General features: G+C 62.6%; 18 protein-coding genes, 2 pseudogenes and 1 riboswitch. Of the genes and pseudogenes, 13 read left to right on the top strand and 7 right to left on the bottom strand.

The features are described 5' to 3' along the window. Positions 1–109: 109 nt before the first annotated feature. Positions 110–333, top strand: a riboswitch (cobalamin riboswitch). Positions 334–425: 92 nt separating this feature from the next. From REH59_RS14460 to REH59_RS14430, 7 genes are all read left to right on the top strand, one after another. Next, the gene (locus REH59_RS14460; RefSeq protein ID WP_003253813.1) at positions 426–614 is read left to right on the top strand and encodes a CbtB domain-containing protein; all 189 of its coding nucleotides are present in this window, start codon (positions 426–428) and stop codon (positions 612–614) included. 9 nt (positions 615–623) lie between these two features. Continuing rightward, positions 624–1310: a CbtA family protein gene (locus REH59_RS14455; RefSeq protein WP_003253815.1), complete on the top strand. Its 687-nt coding sequence runs from the start codon at positions 624–626 to the stop codon at positions 1308–1310. Continuing rightward, positions 1310–1696 carry a cobalamin biosynthesis protein gene (locus tag REH59_RS14450; RefSeq protein WP_014861754.1) on the top strand — a complete coding sequence of 129 codons (387 nt, stop codon included), beginning with the start codon at positions 1310–1312 and terminating at the stop codon, positions 1694–1696. The genes REH59_RS14455 and REH59_RS14450 overlap by 1 nt, the downstream gene beginning before the upstream one ends. A gap of 34 nt (positions 1697–1730) precedes the next feature. After that, positions 1731–2483: a precorrin-4 C(11)-methyltransferase gene (cobM, locus tag REH59_RS14445; protein WP_014590839.1), complete on the top strand. Its 753-nt coding sequence runs from the start codon at positions 1731–1733 to the stop codon at positions 2481–2483. A 66-nt stretch (positions 2484–2549) separates the two neighbouring features. Continuing rightward, positions 2550–2792, top strand: a complete 243-nt coding sequence (locus tag REH59_RS14440; RefSeq protein WP_003253822.1) for a DUF1272 domain-containing protein — start codon at positions 2550–2552, stop codon at positions 2790–2792. A 221-nt stretch (positions 2793–3013) separates the two neighbouring features. After that, positions 3014–3628 carry a response regulator transcription factor gene (locus REH59_RS14435; protein ID WP_003253824.1) on the top strand — a complete coding sequence of 205 codons (615 nt, stop codon included), beginning with the start codon at positions 3014–3016 and terminating at the stop codon, positions 3626–3628. Positions 3629–3641: 13 nt separating this feature from the next. Continuing rightward, on the top strand, positions 3642–6914 hold the full coding sequence (locus REH59_RS14430; protein ID WP_014861755.1) for a transporter substrate-binding domain-containing protein: 3273 nt from the start codon (positions 3642–3644) through the stop codon (positions 6912–6914). Here the strand turns inward: REH59_RS14430 and REH59_RS28790 are convergent. From REH59_RS28790 to REH59_RS14420, 3 genes and pseudogenes are all read right to left on the bottom strand, one after another. Then, positions 6889–7320 (bottom strand): annotated as a pseudogene (locus REH59_RS28790) (methyl-accepting chemotaxis protein); the annotation flags it as partial. The gene REH59_RS14430 and the pseudogene REH59_RS28790 overlap by 26 nt on opposite strands. A 153-nt stretch (positions 7321–7473) precedes the next feature. Further along, a pseudogene (locus REH59_RS28785) lies at positions 7474–8103 on the bottom strand (PAS domain-containing protein); the annotation flags it as partial. 317 nt (positions 8104–8420) lie between these two features. Beyond that, the gene (locus REH59_RS14420) at positions 8421–9440 is read right to left on the bottom strand and encodes a LacI family DNA-binding transcriptional regulator (RefSeq protein WP_003253830.1); all 1020 of its coding nucleotides are present in this window, start codon (positions 9438–9440) and stop codon (positions 8421–8423) included. 206 nt (positions 9441–9646) lie between these two features. On the opposite strand from REH59_RS14420, the gene REH59_RS14415 reads away from it, so the two are divergent. The 3 genes from REH59_RS14415 to REH59_RS14405 all read left to right on the top strand — a co-directional run bounded on the left by REH59_RS14415 (position 9647) and on the right by REH59_RS14405 (position 12039). After that, positions 9647–10186 carry a gluconokinase gene (locus REH59_RS14415; protein WP_003253831.1) on the top strand — a complete coding sequence of 180 codons (540 nt, stop codon included), beginning with the start codon at positions 9647–9649 and terminating at the stop codon, positions 10184–10186. A gap of 111 nt (positions 10187–10297) precedes the next feature. Then, complete coding sequence (locus REH59_RS14410) at positions 10298–11650, top strand: GntP family permease (RefSeq protein ID WP_003253832.1); 1353 nt, start codon at positions 10298–10300, stop codon at positions 11648–11650. An 86-nt stretch (positions 11651–11736) separates the two neighbouring features. Beyond that, on the top strand, positions 11737–12039 hold the full coding sequence (locus tag REH59_RS14405) for a hypothetical protein (RefSeq protein ID WP_012052189.1): 303 nt from the start codon (positions 11737–11739) through the stop codon (positions 12037–12039). A gap of 14 nt (positions 12040–12053) precedes the next feature. On the opposite strand, the gene REH59_RS14400 is transcribed toward REH59_RS14405, so the two are convergent. The 4 genes from REH59_RS14400 to REH59_RS14385 all read right to left on the bottom strand — a co-directional run bounded on the left by REH59_RS14400 (position 12054) and on the right by REH59_RS14385 (position 17469). Then, a complete protein-coding gene (locus REH59_RS14400; protein ID WP_014861758.1) occupies positions 12054–13481 on the bottom strand; it encodes a sigma-54-dependent transcriptional regulator in 1428 nt (475 codons plus the stop codon). Continuing rightward, complete coding sequence (locus tag REH59_RS14395; protein WP_014861759.1) at positions 13450–14943, bottom strand: sensor histidine kinase; 1494 nt, start codon at positions 14941–14943, stop codon at positions 13450–13452. Before REH59_RS14395 ends, REH59_RS14400 begins: the two co-directional genes overlap by 32 nt. Before the next feature lie 307 nt (positions 14944–15250). Further along, positions 15251–16702, bottom strand: a complete 1452-nt coding sequence (locus tag REH59_RS14390; protein ID WP_014861761.1) for a sensor histidine kinase — start codon at positions 16700–16702, stop codon at positions 15251–15253. Positions 16703–16875: 173 nt separating this feature from the next. Next, complete coding sequence (locus tag REH59_RS14385; protein WP_004576566.1) at positions 16876–17469, bottom strand: lytic transglycosylase domain-containing protein; 594 nt, start codon at positions 17467–17469, stop codon at positions 16876–16878. Between the two features lie 185 nt (positions 17470–17654). Between REH59_RS14385 and gspG the strand changes: the two genes are divergently transcribed. The 3 genes from gspG (at position 17655) to mexE (ending at position 20715) form a co-directional block, all read left to right on the top strand. Beyond that, entirely contained in the window at positions 17655–18080 is a 426-nt protein-coding gene (gspG, locus tag REH59_RS14380) for a type II secretion system major pseudopilin GspG (RefSeq protein WP_014861762.1), read from the top strand. Between the two features lie 11 nt (positions 18081–18091). Further along, positions 18092–19282, top strand: a complete 1191-nt coding sequence (locus REH59_RS14375) for a type II secretion system F family protein (RefSeq protein WP_014861763.1) — start codon at positions 18092–18094, stop codon at positions 19280–19282. Between the two features lie 191 nt (positions 19283–19473). After that, positions 19474–20715: a multidrug efflux RND transporter periplasmic adaptor subunit MexE gene (mexE, locus tag REH59_RS14370; protein WP_014861764.1), complete on the top strand. Its 1242-nt coding sequence runs from the start codon at positions 19474–19476 to the stop codon at positions 20713–20715. Positions 20716–20722: the final 7 nt, after the last annotated feature.

The raw sequence follows: 20722 nt of genomic DNA, 5'->3' as shown, positions 1-20722 counted from the left end.
TCTGCACTTCTGCCTGCTGGAAGAACACGGCAGGCCTGAGCCTGTCCTACCTGCTGCTCGGCAGCCTCGCGCGCTGTATGACATTGACGCCAAGCCCGCCCCATGCTCTCCTTATGCCTCACGTTCAGGTGCCCCTCAGGGGGTGAAACGGGAAACCGGTGCGTCCCAGGCCCTTCAGCAGGACTGGACAATGCCGGTGCTGCCCCCGCAACGGTAAGCGAGTGAAGCGTCTGTACCACTGTGCCTTGTAGTGCGGCATGGGAAGGTGACGCGTTCCAGGAGCCCAGCTCTTCCTCGCAAGCCCGGAGACCGGCCTGGCGTTCATGAACACCCCGCGGTGGGCGGGCGCTGTTGCATTCCCTTGGGCGACCACGTCCGGGGCTGCCGCGCTCGCCCATTGCCCACAAAAAGCAGAGGATCGCGTCATGCCCGTCACAAGCGCCAAACAACACAGCCTTGCTACCCCCGTTACCCTCAGCCAGCGTGTAATCATCGCCGTCGGTGCCAGCTTGCTGGGTTTGTGCCTGGTGTACTTTGCCGGGTTCTCGCACATCGAGGCTGTGCACAACGCCGCCCACGACACCCGCCACAGCGCCGCCTTCCCCTGCCACTGAGTACGCCTGATGATCACGCGCATTGCCCGTACTGCGGGTTTCAGCGGGCTCCTTGCAGCCCTGTTGCTGACCTTGCTGCAAAGCTTCTGGGTGGCTCCGCTGATTCTGGAGGCGGAAACCTACGAGTCCTCGGCCCCGGCCGCACACCACGAACACGGTAGCGAAGTGGCCGCTCATGAACACAGCGCCGAAGCCTGGTCGCCGGAAGACGGCTGGCAGCGCGTGCTGTCCACCACAGGCGGCAACCTGGTGGTCGCAGTCGGCTTCGCCCTGATCCTCGCCGCCCTGTACAGCCTTCGCGAGCCCAAACGCGCTACCACTGGCGCATTGTGGGGGTTGGCTGGCTTCGCCGTGTTCTGCCTGGCTCCCACCCTGGGCTTGCCACCAGAACTGCCGGGGACTGCGGCCGCCGACCTGGGGCAACGCCAAACCTGGTGGGTTGGTACAGCCAGTGCCACAGCGCTGGGCCTGGCCTTGCTGGTGTTCGCCCGCCACTGGCTGCTGAAGGCGCTGGGCGCCGTGCTGCTGGTCATTCCCCATGTAATCGGTGCACCGCAACCCGAGGTGCACGAAAGCCTGGCCCCTGAAGCATTGGAAACCCAGTTCAAAGTCGCCTCCTGGCTGACCAACGCCGCCTTCTGGCTGGCCTTGGGCCTGCTCAGCGCCTGGCTGTTCCGCCGTTCCAGCCAGGCTTGATGCCTGCCTTCTATGCCGGTTTTGGCTGCCGCCGGGGTTGCCCGGCAGATGCCTTGCAACGCTTGCTGCGCCAGGCCCTGGACAACCAGGGCCTGGCGCTGGCCGACCTGCGCGGCATCGCAAGCATCAGCCTGAAGGCCGACGAGCCCGGCTTGCAGCAATTGGCAGAGCGCCTCGGTTTGCCCTTGGTGCTGTACCATGGCGCGCAACTGCAACCCTATGAACCACTGCTCAGCCACCGTTCCGCCGCTGCCCACCAGCACAGTGGCTGTTGGGGCGTAGCCGAGAGCGCGGCACTGGCCTTGGCCAGCCAGCGGCAGGGTAAGGCCAGGCTGCTGCTGACGCGCCAGGTACTGGGCCCGGCGACGCTCGCCCTGGCCTGCTGAGCGTTTCGTACCCTCTTTCTTGCCAGGACTTTGCATGACCATCTACTTTATCGGTGCCGGCCCCGGCGACCCGGAGCTGATCACGGTCAAGGGCCAACGGCTGATTCGTCAGTGCCCGGTGATCATTTATGCCGGTTCACTGGTACCCGCCGCCGTGCTCGAAGGCCACCAGGCCGAAACCGTGATCAACAGCGCCGAACTGCATCTGGAACAGATCATCGCTGCCATGCGCAGCGCACACGAAAAAGGTCAGGATGTGGCCCGGGTGCACAGCGGCGACCCCAGCCTGTACGGCGCCATCGGTGAACAGATTCGCCACCTGCAGGCGCTGGGCATCGATTACCAGATCATCCCCGGCGTTACCGCCACGGCAGCGAGCGCCGCCCTGCTCGGCTGCGAGCTGACCTTGCCTCAAGTGGCGCAGACGGTGATCCTTACTCGCTACGGCGACAGCTCGCCCATGCCGCCGGGTGAGCAGTTAGGGGACCTGGCGCGCCATGGCAGCACCCTGGCAATTCATCTGGGGGTCAAGCACCTGTCGCGCATTGTCGATGAGTTGATGCCGCACTACGGCGCGCACTGCCCGGTTGCGGTGGTGCATCGGGCCACCTGGCCAGACCAGGATTGGGTGCGCGGCAACCTCGGTGATATCGTCGAACGCGTAGCGGCCAAGGATTTCCGGCGCACGGCGCTGATCCTGGTAGGCCACGTACTGGGGGATACGCCGTTCGCCGAATCGGCCTTGTACCGTGCCGGGCATGCCCACCTGTACCGCCCTGGCGACTGAACATTGCCAGCCTTGCCTCGGGCGTAGCAGACTCCGGGTTCCCGCCTGCGAACAGGAGCCATGCCCATGCTGGAATTACGCCCCAACTGCGAGTGCTGTGATGCCGATCTGCCGGGTGACAGCCCCGACGTTATGATCTGCTCCTTCGAATGCACGTTCTGCCGTGCCTGTGCCGAAACCCGCTTCCAAGGCCGCTGCCCAAATTGTACCGGGCAGTTGGTAGCCCGCCCGACGCGGGTCGGCCAGGCATTGGCCAACAACCCTGCCTCCACACTGCGTATACACAAACCGCACGCTGCCTGCGCCTGAACAACTGCAAAGAAGCGGCATCACCGCTTTCTCAGGGTGATGTCTTTCCTGTTTCTTGTAGGACTTTTCAACAAAAAGCACTGGGGTTTTCAACACTTCTATACTCGGCATTACCAAACTTCGGGAATGGTCGTATCGTGCAGCGCTTCCGATAACCCCACTTGCAGACGTATTCCTGAGTGTTCCAGGAAGCGGACCACATCCCTACAGGAGTTTTCCTCATGACAACCGTGCTGATCGTCGACGACCACCCTATTGTCCGGCTGTCGTTGCGCCTACTGCTCGAGCGCGAGCGCTTCCATGTCATCGGCGAGGTCGGCAATGGCAGTGAAGTGGCTCAGGTAGCCCGCGAACTGCGCCCGGACGTAGTCATTCTCGACATCGGCCTGCCCGGCCTGGACGGCATGGAAGTCATCAAGCGATTGCAGAGCCTGGAGCCGGTACCGAAGATCATGGTGCTGACCGGCCAGGCCACTGACCTGTATGTACGCCGCTGCCTGGATGCCGGGATAGGTGCCTTCGTCACCAAGGAAGAGGACCACGAGGCCCTGCTGTTCGCCCTCAAGGCCCTGACCAAAGGTTATTCGACCTTTCCGCAAATGTCGGTCAACAGCAACTCGCTGGAGAGCGAGCCAGTGCGCCTGGCCAGTCTCTCCAACCGAGAAATGGAAGTGCTGCGGCGCCTTGCGCGCGGCGAGAACAACAAGAACATCGGCACGTGCATGAACCTCAGCGCCAAGACCATCAGCACCTACCGGGGCCGTATCATGGAAAAGCTCAAGACTGAGTCTCTCGTGGAAATGGTCGACCTGGCCAAGCGCAACAGCGTCTATTGAGCGCTCGGCTACCATGAAACAGTTGCTGGCGAGCGTCCTTCTGGCTATCGGTCTGGCCAACTCCACGGTGCTGCAGGCCAGCAGCGAACCACGCCATCTGCTGGCGCGCTCAATCAGTGCCGCTGCCCCACTGACGTTATCCGGCGATGATCGCCACTGGCTGAAAAATCGCCAACGCCTGATACTGGGTAGCGCGCGCCCCGACTACCCCCCGTTCGAAATCAATGTCAGTCAGCATGACTATGAGGGGTTAAGCGCAGACTACGCCGGCATCATCGGCGAACAGCTTGACATACCCATTGAAGTACGCCGTTTTGACAGCCGTCACGAGGCCATCACTGCCCTGCGTGATGGCCATATCGACTTGCTAGGTAGCTCCAACGCCTTCGAAGCGGCAGACGCCCAGCTTAGCCTGAGCACCCCCTATGCCGACGACCTGCCAGTGATCGTCACCCGTGAGGGGCACAGCTTGAAAAGCACGCCCGACCTCGCCGGCCTGCGCCTGGCGATGGTCGATCACTACCTGCCGGCCGTCAGCGTTCGCACCCTGTACCCGAAGGCGCAACTGAGCCTGTACCGCTCGACCCTGGCCGGGCTCGCCGCTGTGGTACTGGGCGAGGCAGACGCCTATCTGGGCGATGCGATCAGCACCGACTACATGATCGGCAAAAGTTTTCAGGGCACGTTGAAAATCGACCATTTCTCCCAACTGGCTCCAGAGGCTTTTGCCTTCGCCATCGCCAGCGACAACCCGCGCCTGCATCGGCTGGTGGACAAGGCGCTGTCACGCATTAGCGAAAGTGAACGCCTGAACATTCTGCGCCGCTGGAGCAGTGGTAACACCAGCCTGCTGCTGCAGCGCCACCTCACTGCCTTGAGCGAAGAAGAAGAAGCCTGGATCACCGCCCACCCCACTATCAGCGTACTGGTCAATACCTCGCTGGCACCTTTGACGTTCAACGATGCTCAGCACCGCCCTAGCGGTATCACCCTGGACCTGCTCAAGCAGATCTCGCTGCGCACGGGGCTGCAGTTCACACCCGTCGAGAGTGCTTCATCGCAGGCCATGATCGACCGCCTGGTGCACGGCGAGGCACAGATGATCGGGGCGCTGGGCTATGGTGCCGACCGCTTGAAGCAACTGCGCTACACCCGCCCCTACCTGGTCAGCCCGCGCGTGCTTGTCACCCGCAACGACGGTGAATCACCTGCACAGACCAAGGCCCTGGATGACAAGCGCATCGCCTTGGTGCGCGGCTCACCGCTGCAGGCCGTTTTGCAACAGCGATACCCGCAGGCCAAGATCGTCGAAGTTGACAACCCACTGGGCCAGATGGAGGCCGTGGCCAACGGTGTTGCCGACGTGGCCCTGAGCAGCCATATCAATGCGGCCTATTACATCAGCCATGTGTTCAAGGACCGTTTGCGCATTGCCAGCGTGCTCGACGACGCCCCGGCCATTGCCGCCTTTGCCGTAGCCGCCGACCAGCCACAGCTGCAGGCCATTCTCGACAAGGCGCTGCTAAGCATTCCACCTGAAGAACTGGACCAGTTGATCAACCGCTGGCGCACCAGCACACTGGTGAGCGACAGCCCATGGCGCGACTACCGCACCTTGGCTTTGCAGGTGCTGGTGCTGTCGGCCCTGCTGCTGGCCGGGGTGGTGTTCTGGAACAGCTACCTGCGCAAGCTGATCAACCAGCGAACCGAGGCACAGCACGCACTGCAGGCACAGCTCGCGCTGAGCCGTGGGCTGCTGGAACAGTTACGCCAGGCCAAAGACGATGCCGAACAGGCCAGCCAGACCAAAAGCACCTTCCTGGCCACCATGAGCCATGAGATCCGTACCCCGATGAATGCGGTGATCGGTCTGCTGGAACTGGCCCTGGAAGATAGCCGCAGCGGCCGCAGCGACGCCCAGACCTTGCAGACCGCCCATGATTCGGCCATTGGCCTGCTTGAGCTGATTGGCGATATTCTCGACATTTCCCGCATCGAATCCGGCCATATCAGCCTGCAACCGGTGCCTACCAATCTGGTCGAACTGGTGCGCGCCACGCTGCGGGTGTTCGAAGGCAATGCCCGGGCCAAAGGGTTGCATCTGCAGGGCGAGCTGCCTGCAGAGCCGGTATGGGTGCTGGCTGACCCACTGCGACTCAAGCAAATTCTGTCCAACCTGATCAGCAACGCCATCAAGTTCACCGACCGTGGTGAAGTGCAGGCATGCCTGCTGCTGCCCAAAGTTGCCGGCCACGGCGTTCTGGCTATCGAGCTGAATGTGCGTGACACCGGCATCGGCATCAGCCCCGCCGACCAGGCCAGGCTGTTCAGTGCCTTCGTTCAGGTCGATGGCCCAAGGGCACGTCAAGGGGCAGGCCTGGGGTTGGTCATCAGCCGTACCCTGGCCGAACTGATGGGCGGCGCCCTGAGCCTTCAGAGCGTCGAGGGCGTTGGTACCCGGGTACAAGTCAGCCTGCGGTTACCCGTCTGCGAAGCACCGGCACAAGCGGACCCTCAACTCACGACACATGAAAGCAACAGCGGCCCGCTCAATATTCTGGTGGTCGACGACTACCCAGCCAACCTGCTATTGCTGGAACGGCAACTGCAAACCCTGGGGCACCACGTGACACTGGCGGAGAATGGCGAGATCGCCCTTGCTCGCTGGCAGGAAGCACGCTTTGACCTGGTGATCACCGATTGCAGCATGCCGGTCATGGACGGGCATGAACTCACCCGACGCATTCGTAGCCTGGAGGGCGAACACGGCCTGCCAGCAGGCCGTATTCTTGGCGTGACCGCCAACGCCCAGGCCGAGGAGCGTACTCGCTGCCTGGCCAGCGGCATGGACGAATGCCTGTTCAAGCCGATTGGTCTGCGCACGCTCAAGACCCATCTGCCCCAGGTGCGCCCTCAGCAGCCGTCGCCGGAGCCTTCCCATGATGGGTTCGACCTGGCCGAATTGCGCCACCTGACCCAGGACGACGAACAGTTGACGCGGCATTTGCTGGAGCAGTTGTCGATAAGCGTCAGTGAAGACCTGGCCGCCCTGCGTGCCTTGGCCACAGACGCCCCTGATGAAGCGGTACGCGCCTTGGCCCACCGCATCAAGGGTGGCGCCAAAATGATCAGGGTGCGCGTCGTGGTCAAAGACTGTGAAGCCATCGAACACGCCCACGCACAAGGGCTGCCAACCGTTGAACAGCGCAGGCAACTGCAAGTCAGCCTGCAGGCACTGCTTGACGAGATGCGCGAGGCGCTCAATGCAATTGCAGCGTCGAGCTGATCTGGCTGATGGCGTCCACGACGTGCCGTGAACCTTGCTGAATTTCCATGATCACTGTCCCCGCCTCATTGGCCAGTGCCACGCCGTGACCGGTACGGTTGAGGCTCGATTGCATGCTGGCCACCGCCAATAGCGACAGGTCGTGGTTCTGCCGCACCACATCGACGATTTCCAGGGTGGCCTTGCTGGTTCGCGCGGCCAGGTTGCGCACCTCATCGGCCACCACGGCAAAGCCTCGCCCGTGCTCGCCGGCACGCGCGGCCTCGATGGCTGCATTAAGGGCCAACAGGTTGGTCTGGTCGGCGATGCCACGAATGGTCAGCACAATCTGCCCGATCACATCCGACTGCTTGTTTACCGCATCGATGCTGCGCGCTGCGTCGTTAAGCTCCTGGGAAATCTGCTCGATTACCTGCACGGTCTGCTGCACCACTTCGGTACCCTTGCGCGCGCAGGCATCGGTCTGCACCGAACTGGCATGGGCGGCATGTGCGGCGCTTTGCTGGGTGCAGACTTGATGGGTGATGTCGCTGGCAAACTTGACCACTTTGCACAGGCGGCCCTTGCTGTCGAAGATCGGGTTGTAGGAGGCCTCCAGGAAAACAGTCTGGCCTTGCTTGTTGACGCGTTCGAAGCGGTGCGAGTGGTATTCGCCACGGTTCAGCGAAGCCCAGAACTCCCGGTACTGGGCCGATTCGCGTTCAGGCGCCAGGCAGAACAGCCCGTGATGGCGGCCAACCACTTCATCAAGGCGGTAGCCCATGGTGTCGAGAAAGTTCTGGTTGGCCTTGATCACCCGGCCTTGCGGGGTGAACTCGATCACCGCCATGGAGCGGCTGATGGCCTTGAGCAGGCTTTCGCTCTCGTGCTCCAGCACCACCCGCTGGGTGATGTCCGAGGCCACCTTGATTACGCTGGTGACTTGCCGGTGCTCGTCCAGCACGGGCATGTAGCTGGCTTCCAGCCAGACCTCGCGCCCCGCCTTGTCGATACGCTCGAACGTACCGCTGATAGCCTTGCCCTGCCCCAACTCGCGCCACAGTTGCTGGTACTCGGCGCTTTTTGCATAGTCCGGCTCACAGAACAGCCGGTGGTGCTTGCCACGCAGCTCGTCGGCGCTGTAGCCCATGGCCTGGCAGAAGCGCTCGTTGGCGTCGAGGATAGTGCCGTCAGGGGCGAACTCGATCATCGCCATGGAACGGCCGATAGCGGCCAGTTTGGCTTGCGCATTGACTAACGCCTGGCGGCTGCGCTGGATTTCTGCCAAATCAGACTTGCGGTGGAAATCGAACATGACGCGGGGCTCCCTATGCGCGGTTTTCTGAGCATAGATCGCCGTTGGCAAGTCGTGGCATCGACAGCGCCTGTAGGAGCGGGTTCACCCGCGAACACCGGCGCAGCCGGTGCCATGCCCCCGTCGCCCGCTTCGCAGGTAAACCCGCTGCACATTCGTTTCGGGCCAATCATTCCTGTGGCATTCGCGCGAGAACGCCTTGGCGGGCACTCTCAGGTGCTCTCGCGCACCATCAGCTCAAAGCCCAGATCCTGCTGCGCATTCGTCACCCGCTTGCCATCCAGCAACGCCAGCAACGCCTGCGCTGCGCCCCGCCCCACCGCAGCCCGTGGTGTGCGAATCGAGGTCAGCCGTGGCACCATATGCGCCGAGGCCGGTAGATCGTTGAAACCGACCATCGCCACCTGGCGTGGCACCTCCACCCCTTGACGCAAGGCCTGCAGCACCGCGCCCTGAGCCAGGTCGTCGTTACAGAAGAAGATACCGTCGACATCCGGCGCCTGCTGCATCAGCTGGCTGAACAGCACACTGCCCAGGGCAATCGACGATGGCTCCGGGGCCAACACCTCCAGCTCGGCAGCCTGCAAACCGGCCTCTGCCAACGCCTGACGGAAACCCTCGGCACGCTGCATCACCCTCGGGTCCAGCTGCGCGGCAATGAATGCAAGGCGCTTGCGCCCGCGCTCGATCAGGTGCCGTGCAGCAGCACGCCCGGCCTGATGCTGCGAGAAGCCGACTGACAAAGCCCCTGGCTCACCATTGAGTTCCATCATGTGCACACACGGCACGCCGCTGGCAGCCAGCATCTGCCGCGCAGCATCGCTACGCTCGAAGCCGGTCAGCAAAATGCCGCAGGGCTGATAGGCCAGGTAATTGCGGATCAGGTTCTCTTCTTCGGCAAGGTCGTAGTGATAGTTGCCGATCAGCACCTCTAGCCCACGAGGGCGCATGACCTCATGAATGGCCTCCAAGGTGTCGATGAACAGTTGGTTGGACAACGACGGGATCAACACCACCACCGACTGACTGCGTGCCGAGGCCAGCGCCCGGGCGGCCGGGTTGGCCACATAGCCAAGGTTCGCCGCTGCGGCGATGACCTTTTCCACCAGGTCAGGCGCAACGGTGCTGACCCCACGCAAGGCGCGCGAAGCGGTAATCGGGGAAACCCCGGAAAGCCTGGCAACTTCAGCCAGGGTGGGACGACCTGTAGTTCGGGAGCCGGTGCGGGACATGAATGTTGTAATTTTACTACTTGCAAGGAGAGGGAACGGCCACTAAGGTAGCGCTGTCTCAGGATGCAGGCAATGTAATCTTTGGTAGCAGCCACCACGCGCTCGCCACCAGGCGTCCATACTGCGTAAGGACAAGACCAATAACACCGGGGAGGTGGCTGTTCGTCAACGGCGAGACAGCGCTATCTCACCCGCAGGAGGTACTGATGAATTCTCCCCTGTCCGCCATTGTGGTGATGGGCGTGGCCGGTTGCGGCAAAAGCTGCATCGGCGCTGCCATCGCTGCCAGAAGCGGCGGCCGCCTGATCGAAGGCGACGCTTTCCACCCTGCCGAAAACATCCGCAAGATGAGCGCTGGCATCCCGCTGGACGACAGCGACCGTGCCGGCTGGCTGGTCCGCCTTGGTGAAGAGTTGCAAGCCACCACCCAGGCCGGTGAACGCCCGATCCTGACCTGCTCGGCACTCAAGCGCCGCTACCGCGACACCCTGCGCGATGCCATGCCCGGGCTGGTGTTCGTGTTCCTCGAACTGTCGCCTGCCGAGGCCGAAAAACGCGTGCTGGCTCGCCCAGGGCACTTCATGCCGGCCAGCCTCATCGACAGCCAGTTCGCGGCCCTGGAATCGCCACGCGGCGAGCCATTGACGCTGGCACTGGACGCCACCCAACCGATCGAAGCACTGGCCGAAGCGGTGGACCACTGGCTAAAGCGCTGCGGTGAGCCGGGCCTGGCGCAAACCGCCTGACCTCGGCGGCTTTTCCGTCTCACCAAAGACAGCGCTACCCCAACCCGTAAACGCGGCAAAGACTCCAAAAAGCTACGCCCAAAACAACGATAAGACCGAGGCCTTCAAACCATGTTCGGACTGGCTACTGATACCTTCCTGCTGCTCGACGCGCTGGTTACCATCGTCGGGCTGATCCTGCTGATCACCCACTTCAAGGTTCACCCCTTCGTCGCCCTCACCCTCGCGGCCGGCTTCCTGGGCCTTACCTCCGGCATGCCGGTGGCCAAGGTCATGAAATCGTTCCAGGACGGTTTTGGCGGCGTACTCGGCTTCGTCGGTATCGTGCTCGCCCTGGGCACCATGCTCGGCAAGCTGATGGCCGACTCCGGGGGTGCCGACCAGATCGCGCAAACCCTCATCCGCGCCTTCGGCAAGAAGAACGTGCATTGGGCGATGATGTTCGCCGCCTTCCTGGTGGGCATCCCGCTGTTCTTCGAAATCGGCTTTGTGCTGCTGATTCCCCTGGTGTTCATCGTCGCCCGGCGCTCGGGCGTCTCGTTGGTGAAAATCGGCATTCCGCTGCTGGCCGGCCTGTCGGTGGTGCACGGTCTGGTGCCACCACACCCGGGCCCCTTGCTGGCGATCGGCATTTTCCACGCTGACATTGGCAAGACCATCTTCTACGGCCTGATCGTCGCACTGCCCACCGCGATCATCGCCGGCCCTCTGTTCGGTAACTTCATTTCCCGCTACATCCCGGGCAACCCGTCCCAGGAGCTGATGGACCAGATCGCCAAGGAGTCCGATCAGGGCAACCTGCCAAGTTTCAGCATCACCCTGATCACCGTACTGCTGCCGGTCGCGTTGATGCTGCTGAAAACGTTCGCCGACGTGGTGCTGCCTGCCGAGCACATCGTGCGCCAGTGGATGGACCTGATCGGCCACCCGATCACTGCCCTGCTCGCCGCCCTGCTACTGGCCTTCTACACCTTCGGTTCGGCCCGCGGCTTCAACCGCCAGCAGATCATGAAGATGCTCGACCAGAGCCTGGCACCGACTGCCGCCATCGTGCTGATCGTCGGCGCTGGCGGTGGCTTCAAGCAAATGCTGGTGGACACCGGCGTAGGCAACGTGATCGGGCAGATGGCTGTGCAGGCAGAAATTTCGCCGATCATGCTGGCATGGCTGGTGGCGGCGGTGATTCGCATCGCGACCGGCTCCGCCACGGTCGCCACCATCACCGGCGCGGGTATCGTGGCGCCGGTGATCGACCTGGTGCCGGGGGTGAACCGTGAGCTATTGGTACTGGCCACCGGTGCCGGCTCGCTGATCCTGTCGCATGTGAACGACGCCGGCTTCTGGCTGGTGAAGCAGTACTTCAACATGACCGTGGCAGAAACCTTCAAGACCTGGAGCATGATGGAGACGATCCTGTCCATCGTCGGCATCATTTTCATCATGTTGCTGTCGCTGGTGGTGTGACCGTTGATCGGGGTAATGGCACCTTGACGGTTCGGGTAAGGCCAAAGGGAAGTATGAGCCTTACCCGTACAGCAAAGGAGCCTGCCATGCCCCGCTCAATCATCCTGTCGATTGCCCTGCTCGCCTCGCCGCTGGCCTTTGCTGTCGGCACCGGTCCGACCTACCCCGACGACCCGCACAATACGGCGCCACAGCCAGGCGTGGACAGCACCCTCAACCCGATCGAGAAGCCTTTGCCGCGGGACACCGACCCGCGCATACAGGGCAACGAACCGCAAAGCCCACCGGCGCAGCAAAATGACAACCGCGATCTGCCGGGGATGGATGGCAGTGGGTCGGAAGGTACCGGCCGGCAAGGAGAAGGCAGCTCGGGCACAGGTAACCCCTGACGCCACGGTCTGTACTACCACTGACGCTTGTCAGGCCGGGTCAGCCCCAACTTCTCGATCCGGTAACGCAGCATATCCCGCGACAACCCAAGCATCCGCGCCGATTTGGTCACGTTCCAATCGGTGCGGTCCAGGGTCTTGCAGACAAGGTCACGCTCCATGTCAGGCAGGCTTGTACCCGGTTCTGGCTCGTGCCGCGGTATTTCGAACATGGCCGCCATCGGCTGTTGCACCAACGGCTCGTCAACCAAGGTCATGCACAGGTTCAACTGATGCGCTTGCACCACCTCGTTCGGCGCCAGCAACACCGTCTGCTCCAGCATGTTGCGCAATTCACGCACATTGCCAGGCCAGCTATAACCGAGCAGCAGGCTTTCGGCCTCGGCCGAAAAGCGCAGGTTCGGCTTGCCGTAACGCCGGCTATGGTGGGCAAGGAAATGCCGCGCCAGTAGCAGAATGTCCTGCCCACGCGAATACAGGCGCGGCACCTTCAGGGCGATAATGCGAAGGCGGAAGAACAGGTCACGCCTGAATTTGCCCTGCTGCACCATTTGCTCCAGGTTACAGTTGGTGGCGCTGATCACCCGCAGATCCACCTTGCGTTCCTTCACCGCACCAATCCGGCGGATGCTGCGGTCCTCCAGCAACTTGAGCAGCTTGGCCTGCAGCACCAGGTCCATTTCGCCGATCTCGTCAAGGAACAGGGTGCCGCCATCGGCAGCCTCCACCAGCCCCACCCGGCGCTCCTTGGCATCGGTGAACGCGCCCTTCTCGTGGCCAAACAGTTCAGCCTCAAGCAGGTTGGCAGGGATCGAAGCGCAATTGAACTCGATGAACGGCCCTTTACTGCGCGAACCATCAAAATGCAGGGCACGGGCCACCAGTTCCTTGCCCGTACCGGTCTCGCCTTCGATCAGCACCGGTGGCAGGTCGTCACTGGCCATGCGCCGCTCGGCATCGAGCACCTGGCGCAGGGTGTGCTTGAGGGTGAGCATCACCGGCGACTCGCCGATCAATGCCTGCAACCCGGACTTCTGCGCCTCACGCTCCTGGTAGAACGACAGCGTGCGCTCCATGCGCTCGGTAGCCAGGGCCTTGTCCAGGGTCAGTTTGAGCTCGGCCAGTACCACCGGCTTGGTCAGGTAATGAAAGGCGCCCTCCTTCATCGCCTGCACGGCATCTTCGACATTGCCGTAGCCGGTCATCATGATCACTTTAAGGTCTGGCGCCTGGGCCACCAGGGTACGTAGCAGGTCGTGCCCGCTCATGCCTGGCAACGAGTTGTCGGTCAGCACCGCGTCAGGTTGCGCCCGCTTGATCTGCTCCAGCGCCAGCTCCGCGCTGTGGCACACGATGACTTCGTAGCCCTTGAGGCTGAGGTAGGTGCGAATGTTGTCGGCAAGGATTTCATCATCCTCGACGACCAGGATGCTGTGCTCCATGTTCCCCTCCCGCTGCAATATTGAATGTAAGGCTGACGCGGGTTCCTTCCTCTTCGCGGCTGCTCAGGCTGACCGAGCCGCCAAAACGTTCCATGATGCGTTTGACCAGGGCCAGGCCTACACCGAGGCCTCCCTGCTTGGTCGTGAAGAACGGTTTGAACACCATCCGTTCCTGCTGTTGGCTCATGCCTTTGCCGGTGTCGGTCAGCACGAACTCGGCACGCACGCCTTCTTGCACATTGACCTGGGCATTGAGCAACCCGCCAGCGGGCATGGCCTCCAGGGCGTTGGAAAACAGGCTGTTGAGAATCTGCGTGAGCTGCAGCGGCTGGCTGACCACCCATTGCACGTCAGGTCCTTCGAAATGGAAGCGCACGCCGTTGCGTTCGATCTGCTGGGCAAAGGCCAGGTGGGTGTCCTCGATGGCCGCCACCAGGTCCACGGCCTCGGCTTCGTCACTGGCCGGACGCAACGACACCAGCAGGTCGCGCACCCAGCGCGACATGCGGTCGACCTGGCTGATGATGTCAGTGATGTTCTTCTGCGCAGCAGGGTTGGCGGTTTCCTGGGCCAGTTCGGCGCTGGAGCGTATGTTGGCCAGCGGGTTACGCATGCTGTGAGCCACTGCCGACGACATTTCACCCAGCGCCACGTAGGTTTCGCTAGCCACCAGCCTGTCCTGCTGCAGGTGCAGCATGTGTGCCGCCCGGCGCACGATCCAGAACAGGCCGAAGTAGATCAACGCCCCACCCACCAGTGTCGAGGCCCAGATCAGCACATAGCCGCGCTGGATGCGCCGGATGAGGTCTTGCGGCTCCTTGTAGATTTCCACCATGGCCAGTACCTGCTCACCCTGGCTGCCGAACAGCGGGATGTAGTTCTCGATGAACAGGTAGCGTGGTGCGCGCTGAAACTTCTGCTCCTCACGATCGTCCGCAACCTTGTGATAGCTGGCCGACACCGCCTTGCGCGAGCGGAAGGCGCGCTCAAGATCGCCATCAGCCTCTATCCGCTTGCCAATCAGCTCCACGTTGGTGGACCAGACAATGGTGCGGTCGCGGGCATAGACATTGGCCAGCAAGGTGTCCGGCAGGTGCTCGACATGATCGAGGAACTCGATGCGGGTCGATTCGGCCAGGGCCGGGGTGAACTGCAAGTGCTGCAGGTCCAGCCGCGGGTCCAGCAACTCGCCCATGGTGGTGCCAGGCGGCAATTGCGAATGCCGCACTTCTGCCTGGGCCATTGCCTGAATGAACTGCGCAGTAAGCATGGCATCGCGCTCCACGCTGTCGCGCACCACGAAGCGCGTCGAAACATAACCCAGCCCACCTGCCACCGAGGTAATGATCAACAGGCTGATCACCGAAAACCAGCGCAGCAGGTTGAATTCACGCAAGGGTACGGCCCGTCCGCTGGCGGTCGCATTGGCCTTGTCGGGCACTTCGTCTTCCAGCATCTGCATCCCGTGGTTCCCGCGCAGGGCGTACGTTCAGAACTGCATCAAGGCCAATGGCAGCAGCCACTGGGTAGCAATCCACCTGGGCAGTCGCAGCTGCCATTTGTCGCGTGTCGCGCTTCACAAACTTCGCTGCAAAAACTTGGCCAGCAGAAACATGCAAAATTAAAAATGTTATTTTTCAGTAGCTTGCCAGAACTTATTAAGAGTAATTAGAGGATTAACCCCCACATTTGGGTGATTATCACCCAAAAAACATAAATCCTTTTCATATCAACATCTTACTGAACCATCTTGATGTCATTTGACGAATTCACGCCAGTCGGAAACTTAGCGAAACCCTTGTGCCATGGCCTTCGCTGCTGCTGAGCCGGACCGTACCGCCGAAACGTTCCATGATGCGTTTCACCAGCACCAGCCCCACCCCCAGCCCACCCTGTTTGGTGGTGAAGAACGGCCGAAAAGCCATACGCTGCTGCTCTTCGTTCATGCCCTTACCATTGTCGGCCAGGCGCAAAGTCAGGCTGCGCCGGTTGTGACGTACCACCTCGATACGCAACCGCCCGCCCTGCTCCATCGACTCCAAGGCATTGGCAATCAGGCTACTGAATACCTGGCGCAGCAATACCGGGTGCCCCAACACCTGCACGGCCGGTAACGGTTGCAGGTCCAGGCTTACCCCGCTGCGCGCCAGCGGCACAGCGTAGGTCTGCAGGCTTTCCTGCAACGCCTGCGGCAAGTCCACCGCCAATACCTCGTCGTTCAGCGGGCGCAGTGACTGCAGCATCTGGCGGATCCACTGCGACATGCGATCGACCTGGCTGATGATATCGTTGACCTGGCGTTGCGCCGGGCCTTCGTCGAACGCCAGGGCCAGTTCCGCACTTGAGCGGATACTGGCCAGCGGGTTGCGCAAGCTATGGGCCACCGCCGAAGACACCTCACCCAGTGCCACGTAGGTTTCGCTGCTGATCAGGCGTTTCTGCTGTACCGCCAGCAGCCGTGCGGCGCGGTGCATGATGCCGTAAAGGCCGACATAGACCAGTGCAGCGCCGACCGTGATGGCCAACCAGATCAGGATCAGGCCACGCTCGATGCGTGCGATCAGGTCGTGGGGCTCCTTGTAAATCTCGACCATCGCTGTGACCCGATCGCCATCGGCATCGAACAGCGGAATGTAGTTCTCGATGAACAACTGCTTGGGCGGGGTGATGAACTTCTGCTCGGCGCGGGCCTGTTCGAAATTGTGGTAGCTGGCCGAGACCCGTATCTTGTACTCGAAAGCCTGATCCAGGTCTTCGTCGCCTTCGATCAGCTTGCCGATCAGCGCCGGGTTGCTGGACCAGATCACTGTGCGGTCCAAGGCGTAAATATTGGCCAGCAGCATATCGGGCAGGTGAGCGATATGGTCAAGGAACTCGCCACGGGCCTTGCGCCGGGCTTGCGGGTCGACGTCGGGCAAGTTATTGCGGTCGGTGCGCGGGTCGAGCAGTTCGCCCATGGTCCGCACATTGGGGATCGACACATGGCGCACTTCGGCATCGGCAATGGAGGTGATGAACTGTGCGGTGAGTAACGCATCACGCTCGACGCTCTCGTCGATGATGAAGCGGCTGGAAATCAGCCCCAGCCCGGCAGCCACCGAGAGAATGATGGCTAGACTGACCCAGGCATACCAGCGCAGCAGGTTGAATGGCTTGCGCGGGGCGGCCAGCTCGCTACCGGCTGGCACGTCAAGAGTGACGGAACGAGGGGCGGCGTCCATAACGGACTCCTCAGCTGGGCACCTTCAGAAGGTTATAGCCCAGACTTGGGGAAACTATAGTATTAAATTGATGGCATCCGCCGAAGGGTATTTATTCGCCCTGACTTCACCTACCCAAAACAGCTTGAGGGTGGCGCGGCCCCTGCGGGAATGCTTGAGCTGCACGCCCGCTGTTACAAAGACGAATCATCCGTCAACCCTTGCAACTTTCGATACTCGCGCAGCACCGTGGGCACATAGCGCCGGGTCTCGGCAAACGGCGGTACGGCACCGCGCCGCAGTACAGCATCCGGGCCAGCGTTGTAGGCCGCCACGGCCAAGGTGATGTCGTTGTCGAACAGGGTGAGCATCTGCTTGAGGTAGCGTGCCCCGCCCTGCACATTGTCTTCCGGGTCCAGGCGGTCTTGCACCCCCATCTCGCGGGCGGTGTCCGGCATCAGTTGCATCAACCCCACTGCACCCGCCCGCGAACGGGCTTTGGGGTTGTAGCCGGACTCGGCCTTGATCACCGCGTGCAGCAGCGCCGGCGGCAGGTTGTGGAGGCGCGCAGCCGTGGCGACTACCTCGGCGTAAGGGCGGCCGGTGATCATCTGCGCTTTGACCGGCCCGCCCTGGGCCAGCGGCTCGCTGATCACCTTCTCATAGTGTCGCCCTGGTCGATGGACATTGGTCAGTACGTAGCCACCCTTGGCATCGATTGAGATGTACACATCGGCCTGGGCAGCACCTGCCGCCAGCCAGATCAAACCGAGGATGAGTCCACGCATGCCGGTCGCCTCTTCGTCGTGGCCCCCGATGTGGGGGAAATGCCCCGGAAAACCCGAGTACATTCACCACGACGCAAGCACTGTGCCGCTTCCTGTGCCGCATGGCGCAAGGCCCCGAGGCAGACGTGCACGGCTGTTGCATGGCGCATGTCAACGCTTGTCCCCATGCAGTGGAGGGTTTCACCATGCAGCGCAGAACCAACCCGCAACGTGGCTTCACTCTGCTTGAACTCCTGGTGGTACTGGTAGTACTCGGCCTGCTGGCCGGCATCGTCGCCCCCAAATACTTCAGTCAGCTAGGCCGCTCCGAGGCCAAGGTAGCGCGGGCGCAGATCGAGGGGCTGAGCAAGGCCCTGGACTTGTACCGTCTGGAGGTCGGCCACTACCCCAACAGCGAACAAGGTTTGCAGGCGCTGGTGGTCGCGCCCAGTGGCGAGGCTCGCTGGACCGGTCCGTACCTGCAGAAGGCCGTGCCGCAAGACCCGTGGGGCCGCGCTTACATCTACCGGCAACCTGGCGAGAACGGCGGTGAGTACGACCTGCTGTCGATGGGCAAGGACGGCCAGCCGGGTGGTGATGGGGAAAACGCCGAAATCACCAGTTGGCAGTAAGGAGAGCGGCCATGCGCTACAGCCTCAAGGCCCTGGGTAGGCAGGGTGTGGTGCAGTTGCAGATCGACGCCGAGGACGCCGACCAGGCCCGCCGCCAGGCCGAAGACCAAGGCCTGCGTGTGCTCAGCCTGCGCAGCAGCGGCGGCACCCTGCGCGGCATGGCCTGGCGCCGTGAAGCGGCGTTCGACCTGGTGCTGTTCAGCCAGGAACTGTCAACCTTGCTCAATGCCGGCCTGCCGCTGATTGACGCACTGGAAAGCCTGGCGGAGAAGAGCCCCGCAGCGACAGCGCGCAAGGTGCTCGCCGAGCTGGTGCGCCAGCTGTACGAGGGCCGCTCGCTGTCCCAGGCGCTGGGCCAGCAACCGCGGGTATTCCCGCCGCTGTATGTAGCGCTGGTGCAGTCCAGCGAACGCACCGGTGCTCTGGGCGACGCCCTCACCCGCTACATCAGCTATCGCCAGCGCCTGGACCTGGTCCGGCAGAAGCTGGTGGGTGCCTCGGTCTACCCATTACTGCTGTTGCTGGTGGGAGGCGGTGTGGTGCTGTTCCTGCTCGGCTATGTGGTGCCGCGGTTCAGCCAGGTGTTCGAGGGCATGGGCACCGAGCTCCCCTGGCTGTCACGGGTGCTGATGCAGGTCGGCCTGTTTCTGCATGCCCAGCAAGCGCCACTGGCGCTGGGCACCATCGGTGGGGTCGCGGCGCTTTGGCTGCTGCGCCGGCACCCGCGTGTACGGTACTGGGCCTCCTGCCAACTGCGGCGCCTGCCCGCGCTGCACCAACGCCTGATGATGTACGAGCTGGCGCGTTTCTATCGCTCGCTGGGCATCCTGCTGCAAGGCGGCATCCCCATCCTCACCGCCATGGGCATGGCCCGCGGCCTGCTCGGCAACGCAGCAGCGCAGGGCCTGGAGCAGGCCAGCCAGCGGGTGGGCGAAGGGCTGCCCCTCTCCGATGCACTCGCGGCCGGGCACCTGGTGACACCGGTGTCACTGCGCCTGCTGCGCGCTGGCGAGCAGTCTGGCAACCTGGGCGAGATGCTGGAGCGCTGCGCCGACTTCCATGATCAGGAAATCGGCCGCTGGGTGGAATGGTTCGTCAAACTGTTCGAGCCGCTGTTGATGACCTTCATCGGCCTGCTGATCGGCCTGATCGTGATCCTCATGTACATGCCAATCTTCGAGCTGGCCTCAAGTATTCACTGAATGGCCAGGCCCAGGCTCTCGCGTAACGTGGTGCCCGCACAGGCGGTGCCCTGCGCCCAACCCTGGCAGCCATCGATAGTTGATCCCCACTTATCATTCAGCGTGATATTAACCTTCGTCCCGTTCGATTCGTGCCTCGCGCGCAACACACTCACACTCCGCCCACTACTAATACATTGGCGGAGTTCTCCATGGAACAATCACTCAAACCCTTGCGCTTCCCCCTCGCTGCCCTGGCAGTGGTGGTGATCAGCGCTTGCGGTCGAACCCCCGACGCCGTGCAGGCTCCCGCCGCGCCGAAGGTAAGTGTGGCCAAGGTGATCGAACAACCGATCACCGAATGGGACGAGTTCACCGGCCGCCTCGAAGCCCCGGAAACCGTCGAAGTGCGCCCGCGGGTCTCCGGCCAGATCGACCAGGTCGCCTTCACCGAAGGCGCCCAGGTCAAGAAAGGCGACCTGCTGTTCCAGATCGACCCGCGCCCGTTCCAGGCTGAAGTCCGCCGCCTTGAAGCCCAGCTGCAACAGGCCAAGGCCACCGCCATCCGCAGCGCCAACGAAGCCCGCCGTGGCGAGCGCCTGCGTGACAGCAACGCCATCTCCGCCGAACTGGCCGAATCGCGCAGCAGTGCCGCCGCCGAAGCCCGTGCCGGCGTCGATGCGATCCAGGCCCAGCTCGACCTGGCACGCCTGAACCTCAGCTTCACCCGCGTCACCGCGCCCATCAGTGGCCGTGTCAGCCGCGCCGAGTTCACCGCCGGCAACATCGTCACCGCCGATGTCACCCCGCTGACCAGTGTGGTGTCCACCGACAAGGTCTACGCCTACTTCGACGCCGACGAGCGCGTGTACCTCAAGTACACCCAGCTGGCCCGTGAAGGCCAGCGTAGCCAGAGCACCCCGGTATACCTGGGCCTGACCAACGAAAGCGGCAACCCGCACCTGGGCCAGATGAACTTCGTCGACAACCAGGTCAACCCGCGCACCGGCACCATCCGCGGCCGCGCGGTATTCGACAACAGCAACGGCCAGTTTACCCCGGGCCTGTATGCGCGCCTGAAGCTGGTCGGCAGCGCCCAGTACGACGCCATGCTCATCAACGACGAAGCCGTGGGCACCGACCTTGGCAAGAAGTTTGTGCTGGTCATGGACAAGGACAACAAAGCCACCTACCGCACCGTGGAACTGGGGCCAAAACTGGAAGGCTTGCGCATCGTGCGCAGCGGCCTGGGCAAGGACGACCGCATCGTGGTCAAGGGCTTGCAGCGCGTGCGCCCTGGTTCGCCGGTAACCCCGGAAGAAACACAGATGGCCAGCGAGCAAACCCTCGCCGCCCTCGCCCAGCAGCGGCAGGCCCTGGAGGCCAGCAACCCGGCGCCGAAGGTGGCGGGCAACAACGTGAAAGTCGCCAGCGCCCAGGCGCCACGCGGTTAAGGGACCC

The organism is Pseudomonas sp. BO3-4 (genome assembly GCF_034044115.1).
Lineage (GTDB): Bacteria > Pseudomonadota > Gammaproteobacteria > Pseudomonadales > Pseudomonadaceae > Aquipseudomonas > Aquipseudomonas alloputida.
Note: the sequence above shows the minus strand (reverse complement) of the source record. Positions and strands in the feature narration are given on the sequence as shown.

Excerpts from the sequence above, each read along its gene's own strand:
- REH59_RS14455 (WP_003253815.1), top strand. The coding sequence starts at position 624 with ATGATCACGCGCATTGCCCGTACTGCGGGTTTCAGCGGGCTCCTTGCA.
- REH59_RS14395 (WP_014861759.1), bottom strand. The coding sequence starts at position 14,943 with ATGCAGATGCTGGAAGACGAAGTGCCCGACAAGGCCAATGCGACCGCC.
- REH59_RS14375 (WP_014861763.1), top strand. The coding sequence starts at position 18,092 with ATGCGCTACAGCCTCAAGGCCCTGGGTAGGCAGGGTGTGGTGCAGTTG.
- REH59_RS14440 (WP_003253822.1), top strand. The coding sequence starts at position 2,550 with ATGCTGGAATTACGCCCCAACTGCGAGTGCTGTGATGCCGATCTGCCG.
- REH59_RS14405 (WP_012052189.1), top strand. The coding sequence starts at position 11,737 with ATGCCCCGCTCAATCATCCTGTCGATTGCCCTGCTCGCCTCGCCGCTG.
- REH59_RS14420 (WP_003253830.1), bottom strand. The coding sequence starts at position 9,440 with ATGTCCCGCACCGGCTCCCGAACTACAGGTCGTCCCACCCTGGCTGAA.
- cobM (WP_014590839.1), top strand. The coding sequence starts at position 1,731 with ATGACCATCTACTTTATCGGTGCCGGCCCCGGCGACCCGGAGCTGATC.
- REH59_RS14410 (WP_003253832.1), top strand. The coding sequence starts at position 10,298 with ATGTTCGGACTGGCTACTGATACCTTCCTGCTGCTCGACGCGCTGGTT.
- REH59_RS14450 (WP_014861754.1), top strand. The coding sequence starts at position 1,310 with ATGCCTGCCTTCTATGCCGGTTTTGGCTGCCGCCGGGGTTGCCCGGCA.
- gspG (WP_014861762.1), top strand. The coding sequence starts at position 17,655 with ATGCAGCGCAGAACCAACCCGCAACGTGGCTTCACTCTGCTTGAACTC.
- REH59_RS14415 (WP_003253831.1), top strand. The coding sequence starts at position 9,647 with ATGAATTCTCCCCTGTCCGCCATTGTGGTGATGGGCGTGGCCGGTTGC.
- REH59_RS14400 (WP_014861758.1), bottom strand. The coding sequence starts at position 13,481 with ATGGAGCACAGCATCCTGGTCGTCGAGGATGATGAAATCCTTGCCGAC.
- REH59_RS14435 (WP_003253824.1), top strand. The coding sequence starts at position 3,014 with ATGACAACCGTGCTGATCGTCGACGACCACCCTATTGTCCGGCTGTCG.
- REH59_RS14460 (WP_003253813.1), top strand. The coding sequence starts at position 426 with ATGCCCGTCACAAGCGCCAAACAACACAGCCTTGCTACCCCCGTTACC.
- REH59_RS14385 (WP_004576566.1), bottom strand. The coding sequence starts at position 17,469 with ATGCGTGGACTCATCCTCGGTTTGATCTGGCTGGCGGCAGGTGCTGCC.
- REH59_RS14430 (WP_014861755.1), top strand. The coding sequence starts at position 3,642 with ATGAAACAGTTGCTGGCGAGCGTCCTTCTGGCTATCGGTCTGGCCAAC.
- mexE (WP_014861764.1), top strand. The coding sequence starts at position 19,474 with ATGGAACAATCACTCAAACCCTTGCGCTTCCCCCTCGCTGCCCTGGCA.
- REH59_RS14390 (WP_014861761.1), bottom strand. The coding sequence starts at position 16,702 with ATGGACGCCGCCCCTCGTTCCGTCACTCTTGACGTGCCAGCCGGTAGC.